Genomic DNA, 11,784 nt, shown 5'->3' on the forward strand with positions numbered 1-11,784 from the left:
CAAACTACTAGTCAGTCAATTTAAATCAAAAGGATATATTGGGCTTGTAAGTCACTCTATAGTGGCATTGATGGTTACTGATTGAGGTCAAGCAATGCCAGCTCTTAAATACAAAGTCAATCTGACTGAAGACGAAAAGCGTGGCTTGGAAGCCATGATCAACAAAGGAAAAGCCGCGGCACGCCATCTGACACGCGCGCGAATTTTATTAAAAGCGGCAGCGGGTATTCAGGATAAAGACATTATCCAAGCTTTGGGTGTCTCGGAATCAATGGTGTTGACGACGCGCCAACGGTGTGTGGAAGAAGGCCCGGAAGCCGCCCTGAAAGAACGCCCCCGTCCAGGACGTGCCCCAAAACTGACGGAGAAGCAGGCCGCCCATATTATCGCCTTGGCTTGTAGTGAGGCGCCGACAGGGCATGATCACTGGACCTTGCGGTTGTTGGCGGACAAAGTGGTGGAATTAGCGTATGCCGACCGTTGCAGCTATGAAACCATCCGTCAGCTTTTAAAAAAACACTCTCAAACCCTGGCAGAAGCAAGAGTGGTGCATTCCCGAGGTGAGTGCTGAATTTGTCGCGGCGATGGAAGACGTGCTGGACCTTTATGAAGAACCCTACGATCCGTTGCGCCCGGTTGTGTGTTTCGACGAAAGTCCGAAGCAACTCATTGCGGAAGTCCGCCAACCTCTCCCGCCTGAGCCCGGTCAACCGGCCCGCTATGACACCGGCTATGAACGGAAAGGCGTCTGCGATTTGATGATGATCTGCGAACCTAAACGCGGTTTTCGGCAGGTGGACATCACCGCGCGGCGGACCAAAATCGAATTCGCGCACAGCATGAAGCATATCGCTGAACTTTATCCGGACGCGGCGGTGATCCGGGTGGTGCTGGACAATCTGAATACCCATAAAATGGCGTCTTTGTATGAAGCCTTTCCAGCAGAGCAAGCCCGTGAATTGGCGCGACGGCTGGAGTTCCACTACACGCCCAAGCATGGCAGTTGGCTAAACATCGCTGAGATCGAACTGGCCGTCTTGTCGAACATGTGTTTATCACAGCGGATACCGGACACAGAGAGCCTCCGGCGTGAGGTCGAAGCCAATATCCTACCGCGCAACACCAAGGCGACGCCCGTCAATTGGCGATTTACGACGCAACAGGCACGACGTAAACTGGCTCGCCTGTATCCTTGTGTTTCTTCGTGACTGACTACTACTCATGAGAGCCCATCTTATTTTCCTGCCAATTATCTCCTTGGAACAATTCCCCGTTACCGGGCGAGATAACCGTATTCCCGGAGGCATTGACTTTTGAAAAATCCGCCGATGATTATCCTCTTCCGATCGGACGGCCGCCTGTTGCATTAAACCGCCCGACCTATAATAATAGCCGATTATCCTTGGTAACTGTTTAATAGGTAAACGAAATGGTTTTTTACGCAATCAATCTCGGCATCATCACGATTCTGTTTTTCATCATCGGCATGATCAAACCTAAATGGCCTTTGTTTTTCATGAAGGAGCCCACCCGTTTCACCATTCTGATGATCACGCCGATCCTGATCATGATTACGATCACGATGTACGGCGAAGGGCTTAAACGGGAAAAAGAAGAAAAACTTTTGAACAGCGCGAAAAGCGCGCCCGCCAAAGTGATGCCCGCCCCGGCCACGGCACCCGTTCCGGTACCGACGCCCGATGCTCCGCCGGCCGCCAAATAAACTTTTCGGCCAAGCGCCGGCCAGGCTGTTCGATCCAAATTTTTCACTTCTTCATCCGACTGGCGCCAAGGCGGAGGATAGCGAAAATTACCGAACGATCCTTCGTCTCGCTCCGATCTGGAATGAATGCCGATCCTACAGTTTGAAGCATAAACGGGGCAGCCGGCATTCTCGGCTTTCTCCGGTTGCCGGGTGGTTTCGCAAGGGACTGCGGAGCTTGTCCCGGAGCCCATGGGCATGATTTATGAGCCGCCGCCCGTTTTTTCTCCTTCCTCTACTTGACACAGCGATCCGGCTAGGGCATTCGGGCATTAATCATGATAGAATTCAGGATTTTTGAATTCATCGAGATTCATGCGTTTAATTAGAGGACTCTCTCAACTGGAGCCGTTTAAAAACGGGTGCGTGCTCACCATCGGCAATTTCGACGGCGTGCATTTAGGCCATAGGGAAGTCATAAAAAAACTGTCCGAGCGGAGCAAGGAACTCGGCTGCCCGGCCGTGGCGATGATTTTCGAACCGCAGCCTCTGGAATATTTCCTGGAAGACAACGCACCCTCCCGGCTGATGCGCTTGCGCGAGAAAGTCCTCGCCTTCTCCGCCCTGCCGGTGGATCATCTGGTCATTGTGCGGTTTAACCGGTATCTGGCCAATTGCGAAGCCGAACAGTTCATTAACGACATCCTGATCAAAAAATTGAACGTAAGGCATCTGGTAATCGGTGACGATTTTCACTTCGGCAAGGCCAGGCGAGGCAATTTCGCGATGCTCAAGGAAAAGGGCAAGCTGCTGGGGTTTACCGTGGAAGACACCGGCTCCTTCCAGTTAGCCGATCTGAGAGTCAGCAGCACCAAAATCCGGGATGCCTTGAGCGAAGGCGATCTGGCTCTGGCCGAACGGCTGCTCGGCCACAGCTATTCGGTGTGCGGACGGGTGGCGCATGGCGAAAAACGGGGCAGGACGCTGGGCTATCCGACCGCCAACATCAAGCTGTTGAGGAAAAATACGCCGATCCACGGCGTGTTCGCCGTGATCATGACGGGAATAGACAGCCGGGCAATCCACGGAATCGCCAACGTAGGCACTCGGCCTACCGTCGACGGCGGCTCCAAGGTGATTCTGGAAACCCATCTGTTTGATTTTGACGAAGAAATATACGGGCATTACGTGGAAGTGCATTTCAAGCAAAAAATCCGGGACGAAATGCGTTTTACCTCGTTGGCACTGCTGAAAACCCAGATCGAAAAAGATGTAGCTCAAACCAAGAAGATTTTTGCCGATTTAAAAAACGTATGACCATGGACTATAAGAAAACACTCAATTTACCCAATACTTCGTTCCCGATGAAAGGCAATCTGGCGCAGCGCGAACCGGAACGGCTGAAAAAATGGAACGAAGCCGGCTTATATGAAAAAATCAGGGAAGCTTTTGCCGGCAGGCCCAAATTCATCCTGCACGACGGCCCTCCCTACGCCAACGGCGAAATTCACATCGGTCATGCCGTCAATAAAGTCCTGAAGGATTTTATCGTCAAGTCCAAAACCTTGAGCGGCTTTGATGCGCCTTACGTTCCCGGCTGGGATTGCCACGGCCTGCCGATCGAATTGCAGGTGGAAAAGAAAATCGGCAAAGCCGGCATGCAGGTTTCTCCGGAAGTGTTTCGCAAGGCCTGCCGCGACTACGCCGGCAAGCAGGTCAACCTGCAGAAAGAGGCTTTTATCCGGCTGGGCGTGTTGGGCGAATGGGATCGCCCCTACCTGACCATGGATTACGCTTTTGAAGCCGACATCGTCCGCGCTTTGGGCAAAATCGCCGCGAAAGGGCATATCGTCCAGGGCGCCAAACCGGTCCATTGGTGCACCGATTGCGGCTCCGCCCTGGCCGAAGCCGAAGTCGAATACGAAGACAAACATTCGCCGGCCATCGACGTCCGTTTTCAGGTCGCCGACGAAGCCGCCTTCCTGGCCGGCTGCCATCACATCGAAGGCCACGAAGGCGAAGGCCCGTTGTCGGTGGTCATCTGGACGACAACCCCATGGACCTTGCCGGCCAACCGGGGCGTTGCGTTAAACCCCGAGCTGGACTATGCCGTCGTCCAATGCGAAAAAGAAGGCCGCAAGGAACGCCTGGTCATTGCCGAAGCCCTGCTGAAAGACGCCATGGCGCGTTACGACATCGAACATTATCACGTGATCGCTTACTGCAAGGGTTGCGCGCTGGAGCATCAGCGACTGCAACATCCGTTCTATGAGCGCGCCGTGCCCATCATTCTGGGCGACCACGTCACCACGGAATCGGGCACCGGCGCCGTCCATACCGCGCCCGGTCACGGCCAGGACGATTACATCGTCGGCATGAAATACGGTTTGCCGGTAGACAATCCGGTCGGCCCCGACGGCGTGTTCCTGCCGAACACCGAGCTGTTCGCCGGCGAGCACGTGTTCAAGGCCAACGCCCACGTCCTGGAGGTTCTGGAAGAGAGCGGCAAACTGCTCCACCATCATGCGATTCTGCACAGTTATCCGCACTGCTGGCGGCATAAAACCCCGATCATTTTCAGGGCCACCTCGCAATGGTTCATTTCCATGGATAAGAACGGCTTGCGCGAGCAAGCCCTGAATGAAGTCAAACGAGTAACCTGGATTCCCGACTGGGGCCAGGCCAGAATCGAAAGCATGCTGACGGGCCGGCCCGACTGGTGCATTTCCCGGCAGCGCACCTGGGGCGTGCCGATCACGTTTTTTCTGCATAAGGAAACGGGCGAACCGCATCCGCGCACGGTCGAACTCATCGAGCCGATCGCCCGGCGCATTGAAGAAAAAGGGATAGAGGCCTGGTTCGCGCTCGATGCCGCCGAGCTGCTCGGAGACGATGCGGCTCATTATCAAAAATCGACCGATACTCTGGACGTCTGGTTCGATTCGGGCGTAACGCACGCCTGCGTGCTCGACAAACGCGAGCAGCTCCGGTTTCCCGCCGATTTGTATCTGGAAGGCTCCGACCAGCACCGGGGCTGGTTCCAGTCTTCGCTGCTGGCGTCCACGGCGATGAACGACGTCGCGCCCTACAAGGCGGTGTTGACTCACGGCTTTACCGTCGACGCCGAAGGCAAAAAAATGTCCAAGTCGAAAGGCAACGTGGTGGCGCCGCAGTCGGTAATGAAGGATCTGGGCGCCGACGTGCTGCGCTTGTGGGTCGCCTCCACCGATTACCGGAGCGAAATGGCGGTATCGAATGAAATTCTAAGCCGCACCTCCGACGGCTACCGCCGCCTCCGGAATACCGCTCGCTTTTTGCTCTCGAACCTGGCCGATTTCGATCCCGCCCAACATCGGGTCGACAACAGCGATCTGCTGGCATTGGACCGCTGGGTCATGGATCGGGCTTACACGTTGCAGGAAGAAGTCAAAGCCGCTTACGCAGCTTACCAGTTCCAGACCATTTACCAGAAAGTGCACCATTTTTGCGTGATCGATCTGGGCGGCTTTTATCTGGACATCGTCAAGGACCGGCAATACACCGGCAAAGCCGACGGGCTGGCGCGGCGTTCGGCGCAGACGGCGATGTACCACGTGCTTGAAGCGCTGGTGCGCTGGCTGGCGCCGATCATCAGTTATACCGCCGACGAGATCTGGCAATACCTGCCGGGCCGGCGCAGCGAATCGGTCTTTCTGGAAACCTGGTACCGCGATCTGGTCCGGCTCGATCCCGACTCGCCTCTGAACCTGGAGCTCTGGCAGAAAGTCATGGCGGTGCGGACGGCCGTCAGCAAGGAACTGGAAAAATCCCGCGCCAAAGGCGACATCGGTTCTTCGCTCAACGCCGAAGTCGAACTGTATTGCAACGACGACTATTATTCCGCCTTGAACCGGCTCGCCGGCGAACTGCATTTCATCTTCATCACCTCCAATGCTTCGGTGACGGCGGAAAAATTTTGTCCCGAGGACGCCGTGGCGACCGATGTCGATGGAGTCAAAATAAAAATTGTCGTTTCCGGACATAAAAAATGCGTCCGCTGTTGGCATCAGCGCTACGACGTGGGCGAACATCCGGAACATCCGGAACTGTGCGGACGCTGCGTGGAAAACGTGGACGGCCATGGCGAAAACCGAAAATTTGCGTGAGCCCCGATATGATGAAATGGTTATGGCTATCGTTTTTGGCCGTGATACTGGATCAAGGCACCAAACTGGCGGTGGACGGCACCATGCAGTTGTACCAGTCCATCCGGATCCTGCCTTATTTCAACCTGACCTATGTTCACAATACCGGCGCGGCGTTCAGTTTTCTGAGCCAGGCCGGCGGCTGGCAACGCTGGTTTTTTGCGGGACTGGCCATTGCGATCAGCATCGTGATCACTTTCTGGCTGGCCCGGCTGCAAAAACACGAGGTTCTGCTCGCTGCGGCCTTGTCGCTGATATTGGGCGGCGCCGTGGGCAATCTGATCGACCGGCTGGTGTACGGCTACGTGATCGATTTTCTGGACGTGTACTACCGCGGCTGGCATTGGCCCGCCTTTAATATTGCGGACTCTGCGATTACCCTAGGCGTTGCCTTGATGCTGGCCGAATCTTTCGGCCTGGGCAAGCCGAAGAAAGACCCGCCGTAGACTCCGCCTTTCCGGTCGTTCGTTCCGCAAAGCGCCGAAAACGGGTTTTTCGGCCGCCTTCCCTCGCTATCATCCATCACGCCGTCGGCGGTCCTTCCAGTAAATCGTACAGCCTTTTCCAGTCGAACGACGGCCCCGGATCGGTCTTGCGGCCGGGAGCAATGTCGCTGTGGCCGGCGATTCGCCGGCCGGACAGAGTCGGATAGGCCGCCAGCAAGGCTTTTATCACCGCCGCCAACTGCCGGTATTGTTCGTCGGTATAGTCCGTCTGTTCAGTACCTTCCAGTTCGATGCCGATGGAAAAATCGTTGCACCGCTCCCGCCCGGCGTAGACCGACTGGCCTGCGTGCCAGGCGCGCCGGTCGAACGGGACGTATTGCACGATCTCGCCGCCGCGTTTGATCACGAGATGGGCGGAAACGGTCATCCGACCAATTTCTTTGAAATAGGGATGGGCGTCGGGGTCGAGCCGATTGCAGAAAAAGCGGTCGATGTAAGGATTATCGAATTCCCCCGGCGGCAGGCTGATGCAGTGGATCACCAGCAGGGAAATGTCCGAAGGATCAGGCCGCTCATCGAAATTGGGTGAGGGATTTTGGGTGGCTTCCGTCAGCCAGTGCCGTTCAATCAACATGAATTTAAAAAAATGATAAAAATCGGAAACAGGACACAGTATTACTGTTGAATTGGCTTAATATTTATCGAAAAAAGCGTTAAGATCGAGCAGAATGCTGAAAAAACGTCCATCCCGGCATTTTCAAATCGCTGCTCGCCCATCGGTCCGATCAAGCCCAATCCTCCCGATTTTATGGAATCCTTTAAAACGGTTTTTTTTCATTATTTCGAGCAACTGGTCGACAACTGCTGCCTGCGGATCGAGCCCGAGTTCAGCATGCATTTGAGTAGAGGCCGAGAAACCCTGTCCAAAGAATACCATAAAAACGCGCAGGAATATCTGCGCTCGATACGGTTCGAAATCAAAGCAAATTATCTCCTCAAAATAAACGGCGTTTTCGATCAGGCGCCCGGAAAAAAAGAAAAACCGCTGGAGCAAAGGATCCATTTGGAATCAACTTCGCTGGTCAGCGACGATCATGTGCAAGAGAATTACACCGCCAACCTGATCATCCGGGAATGTGAAAAAATCCATCATGAACAACTCACCCGCCTGAATCACCTGATGGCCGTTTTATCGGAAAAATCGGCCGCCGCAGGCCGCCAGAATCCGGTGGCTCCGGAAAATCTGATCCGGCTGCTCCTGGCCGTCACCCAACCGCTTCGATTCAATGCACGGCAGCGGATCGCGTTGTACAGAGCGTTTGAAACGCTTGTTTTCAACCAGATGGGTTTTATCTATCAGGAACTGATCAAACACTGCGAATCGAATCTTCAACAGGGCGTCGAGCCCATAGAAAAAAACCAGGAAGCCGGCAATTGCCCGCTCCCGGAAGCGGCTCCTTTGCAACCGATCGATCAGGAATTTCGGCAATTACAGTTAAAACTGGCGCACTGGCGCACTCACGGCGCCCCTCCCGGCTTCGACCCATTAAACAGTAAGAACGAACTTTTTTACGAACATTTCGAGATAACAAACGCGCTTCAGGTCTTGAACCAGTTTAACCTGACCACGGGCGGCTTTGCGGCGGCCGAGGGGCTCCCGATAAAAAGACAAGTCCTTGCCCGGCTCGACGAGCTCAACTTCAGCGACGAAGCCAAAACCCTCACGCAAAACGATGAGGACGTGCTCGATCTGATCTCTTTTATATTCTCCGAAATCGACGCCCATCCGTTCCTGTCCGATTCGATAAAATCCACTCTCGCCCAGTTGGAAATCCCCTTGGCGGCCGTCTGCCTGGGCCGGTACGGCGTATTCACCGATGCAAACCACCCGCTTCGCTCCTTTCTCGACCAACTGATCGAAGCCGGCCTGTTTTTGAACTTCGAGCACGAGTCCGACTGTTCCGTCCGGCAGCACATCATCGAAACGGCAAACAGCCTCTTTAGCAAGACCGGATTCGATCTCTCCGGCTGGGCGAGTGCGGCGGAAGAATTTTCGCAGTTTATCGAAAAATACCGGGAAAACAGCAGAGTGCGTGAAGACAATGCCATCCGGGCGATGATGGACTATGAAACGCTGTTCTCGGCCCGTAAAGCAGTGGCCGAGGTCGTAGCCGACGCCGTAAGGAACCAATCGCTGCCGCCGACCGTTACCGATTTTCTACACAATGTCTGGCATCCCGTAATGGTGCAAGCCTATCTGACCCGGCATCGTCAGCCTGAATCCTGGGAAAAGTCGGTCAAGGCGATGAATCAACTGATTGTTAGTGTTACCCCACCCATCGACGACGCAGAAAGAAAACGCATTCTGAAATTTATTCCGAGGATGATTAAATGTTTACGTAGCGGCCTGACTTTAATCTCCTATAATAGAGAGGCTCAGTCCCGGTTTTTTAAGGAACTGGCCGTGCTGCAAATCCTGGCGATGGATAAAAAAGACACGAAAACGCCGGAAGCCGGCGCCGCGAATGAAGAAACGGACGATACCGGAAAAATTGACGCAGAATCCGAAAAACAATCCGGTTCATCCAATCCTTGCCTTATATTGCTCCGAATAGGCGACTGGTACCTGTTCGACGGAAGCAGCGAAAAACAATGGGGCAGATTGGCAAGGATCGGCCACAATAACGAAAACCTGTTGTTTGTCGGCAAGAATGGTGAAAAAATAGTGCAGATCGAGACAGAGTATTTGGCGAAACAAGTCAGGCTGGGACAGGCCGCTCCCTTATCGGTCGACAGCCGGTCGATCACAGGCCGCATGCTCTCTGCGTTATCTGCCTTGCAGACCACCCTACCCCATTAAAGAAATAACCACCCCCGATGAAGAAATTAGTGACCGTCGACCTTTTGAAACCGATTCTCGTACTGGCCCTGGCCGGTCTGGCCTCAGGATGTGCCAGCAATCACAAGAAACCCTATCGCGTCGACTCTCACCGTACTTACAAGCCTACGGCGACTGCACCTTCGGTATCATCCATTGCAGCCAATCCCTCGTTGCCGTCCGCTGCGTCCTCTTACCCGGTGACGCCGTCTCCGGGCAATGCGTTGCCCGGTTATTCGACGTCCTACCTCAGCGGCCCTTACGCCGGTTACCCGTCGGTAAGAAATTTCGTCCGGTACATGGTGCAAAGACACGGCTTCTCGGAAAGCTATCTGATCGGGCTGTTTTCCAACGCCCATCGGCTGGAATCGGTGATTCGCCTGGAAACTCCCGCGCCTTCGTACGGACCGTCGAAACCCGGCAGTTGGACCCGTTACCGAAATAAATTCCTTACCGAGGACCATATCGAGCACGGGGCGAATTTTTGGCGCAACAACGCCGCCGCCATCCAGAAAGCCAGCGTCCAGTATGGCGTCGATCCCGAATACATCGTCGGCATTATCGGCGTCGAAACCTATTTCGGGCGCAATATCGGAAAAACCTGCATCTTCGATTCCTTGACGACTTTGGCATTCGACACCCATCGGCGCTCCAAATTTTTCACTTCGGAACTGGAAAACTTTTTATTGATGACGCGCGAAGAAGGCCTGGATCCCCGGCAGCCGGTGGGCTCCTGGGCCGGCGCCATGGGACTCGGCCAGTTCATGCCGAGCAGTTTCCGGCGCCTGGCGGTGGATTTCAATCACGACGGACGCCGCGATCTCTGGCACGAACACGACGCGATCGGCAGTGTCGCCCATTATTTCGCGCGGAGCGGCTGGCAATTCAACAGCCCGGTGGCCAGACCGTCCAACAGCGCCCACTCCCCGTCCGTCATTGAGCTGAGCACCTACGGCGGCAATGAATACTGGCATGTTTATCCCAATTTCAAAGTCATCAAAAGCTACAATAACAGCAATAAATACGCGATGGCGGTGCATCAACTGGCCCAGGCCATCAAACACCGGGTTTTCAACTCGGGGCAAATGGCTCTTCGGCAATGATTGCCGATCGTTAAGCAGTTCTTTGTCCAACGGGAGAGGCGGCGCCGGATCGCGCCATTCGATGCAAGGCCATGTCGCCGCCGATTTCGTCCGGTGAACTCGTTTTGATTGAAACCCGCCGCTTGTTCCGATCCATAATCGGCCACTGATTCCAGACACCCAACGGCTACCATTTTCGATAAGATTAGGCTGCCGTCCTGGCTGTCGGGATTCCATTCGTAGCAGACTTAGACGTTTTGAAAAGCCCGTCAGCAACGGAGTGCTAAACGGTCCGTCAGGCTATTAATACTGCGTGATTGCAAGATCCGAGTCTATTGCGTTAAAAAACTTAGAAACAGAACATGAATGCAAATCAGGATCTTTCGGCCATCAGAGACGAAGTATTCCAGAAAATTGGCAGGAATTTGGTCAATTTTCAGAAAATAGAGCTCATGTTGAAACATTTGATCGCATATGGACAGGTTTCTGGCTCCAGGAACGAATTCCAAAAAAATCAGGAAAAGAAAATCGCTGATACAAGAAAGAAGACCCTGGGCAGGCTCGTCGGCGAATTCGTCGAAACTACATTTCAATCAACCGATTCCTCACCTAAACCCACTGCTGAGAGCGCAGAGCCGTCTATTTCTTTTTCGTTTTCAATCGAGGCTGACGCTGATTTTTATGAAAGTAAAAAGCGGGAGCTAAAGTCATTGGTCGATGACAGGAATGACTTGATTCATCATTTATTGCCACGCTTCAATCCGGAATCTATTGATAGCTGTTTGGAAATCAGAGATTACCTGGATCAGCAAAGAGAACGATTAATACCCGAGTTTGAGTATTTGAAATCGGTCATTGAAAACTTCAAAGAACTCGCGGCTTATCTTTCCTCTGATGAAGGTAAAAGGGCGTTTGAACTCGGTTTGCTGCAACAAAGCCCTATTGTCCAATTGTTACTAAACGTCTCCGTTCAAAAACCAAGACCTGATGGTTGGACATTTTTGAGCGTGGCCATTCGACAAATTCGGCAAATATTGCCGGACGAAATGGAGCAACTGGAAAATAGATGGGGATATCAAACTTTGCCTGATTTAATGGAGGCATCGAAATACTTCGACATCACCAAAGAAGAACTCAGCAATGGGAGTTATCGTTGGGTCTATCGCTCAAAACCGGCGCTTGCTTATGCCGCCAGTTACCGGCTCATTCAGGCAATCATTGATGCAGCGAATAAAACCGGTAAAACCGATGACTGGACATCGCTAGTCTCAACGGCCAAGCACATCGACGCAACCTGTTCTAACGAGTTATCCGAAGTCACTGAAAAGCTGGGCTACCAATCATTGTATGATTTCATGGTCGAATCCGACCTTTTTGAGTGGCGGACAGGTAAAAAAGATGAGGTTCATGACATTCGTTACCGGCTAAAACAAAGTTAATCCGGCCTAATTCTAAACACCTAAATCAATCAATGGCCATGTAGGCCGGGATA

9 protein-coding genes are annotated in these 11,784 nt (G+C 53.4%); 8 read left to right on the forward strand and 1 reads right to left on the reverse strand.

The annotated features are described in order from the left end of the window. Positions 1-94: 94 nt before the first annotated feature. The 5 genes from A3OW_RS27060 to lspA all read left to right on the forward strand — a co-directional run bounded on the left by A3OW_RS27060 (position 95) and on the right by lspA (position 6,332). Positions 95-1,208 (forward strand): IS630 family transposase gene (locus tag A3OW_RS27060; protein ID WP_085984322.1). Its coding sequence is split into 2 segments (ribosomal slippage): positions 95-522 and positions 521-1,208, totalling 1,116 coding nucleotides; the frame shifts between segments, so codons are not numbered across the junction. Positions 1,209-1,429: 221 nt separating this feature from the next. Continuing rightward, positions 1,430-1,723 (forward strand): hypothetical protein, encoded by a 294-nt coding sequence (locus A3OW_RS0109385; protein ID WP_020563183.1) that lies wholly within the window; start codon positions 1,430-1,432, stop codon positions 1,721-1,723. Positions 1,724-2,077: 354 nt separating this feature from the next. Further along, a complete protein-coding gene (ribF, locus tag A3OW_RS0109390; RefSeq protein ID WP_020563185.1) occupies positions 2,078-3,019 on the forward strand; it encodes a bifunctional riboflavin kinase/FAD synthetase in 942 nt (313 codons plus the stop codon). Beyond that, on the forward strand, positions 3,016-5,847 hold the full coding sequence (gene ileS / locus A3OW_RS0109395) for an isoleucine--tRNA ligase (protein WP_020563186.1): 2,832 nt from the start codon (positions 3,016-3,018) through the stop codon (positions 5,845-5,847). The genes ribF and ileS overlap by 4 nt, the downstream gene beginning before the upstream one ends. Before the next feature lie 8 nt (positions 5,848-5,855). After that, positions 5,856-6,332, forward strand: a complete 477-nt coding sequence (lspA, locus tag A3OW_RS0109400; protein WP_020563187.1) for a signal peptidase II — start codon at positions 5,856-5,858, stop codon at positions 6,330-6,332. Between the two features lie 76 nt (positions 6,333-6,408). On the opposite strand, the gene ampD is transcribed toward lspA, so the two are convergent. After that, positions 6,409-6,966 (reverse strand): 1,6-anhydro-N-acetylmuramyl-L-alanine amidase AmpD, encoded by a 558-nt coding sequence (ampD, locus tag A3OW_RS0109405; RefSeq protein ID WP_020563188.1) that lies wholly within the window; start codon positions 6,964-6,966, stop codon positions 6,409-6,411. Positions 6,967-7,140: 174 nt separating this feature from the next. Here ampD and A3OW_RS0109410 point away from each other — a divergent pair, with 174 nt between their 5' ends. The 3 genes from A3OW_RS0109410 to A3OW_RS0109420 all read left to right on the forward strand — a co-directional run bounded on the left by A3OW_RS0109410 (position 7,141) and on the right by A3OW_RS0109420 (position 11,731). Next, positions 7,141-9,192: a DUF1631 family protein gene (locus A3OW_RS0109410; RefSeq protein WP_020563189.1), complete on the forward strand. Its 2,052-nt coding sequence runs from the start codon at positions 7,141-7,143 to the stop codon at positions 9,190-9,192. A 17-nt stretch (positions 9,193-9,209) separates the two neighbouring features. Continuing rightward, positions 9,210-10,313, forward strand: a complete 1,104-nt coding sequence (locus tag A3OW_RS0109415) for a lytic murein transglycosylase (RefSeq protein WP_020563190.1) — start codon at positions 9,210-9,212, stop codon at positions 10,311-10,313. A gap of 341 nt (positions 10,314-10,654) precedes the next feature. Next, a complete protein-coding gene (locus A3OW_RS0109420) occupies positions 10,655-11,731 on the forward strand; it encodes an OST-HTH/LOTUS domain-containing protein (RefSeq protein ID WP_020563191.1) in 1,077 nt (358 codons plus the stop codon). The last annotated feature ends 53 nt before the right edge of the window (positions 11,732-11,784 follow it).

This window comes from Methylosarcina fibrata AML-C10 (assembly GCF_000372865.1).
In the GTDB taxonomy this organism is placed as follows: domain Bacteria; phylum Pseudomonadota; class Gammaproteobacteria; order Methylococcales; family Methylomonadaceae; genus Methylosarcina; species Methylosarcina fibrata.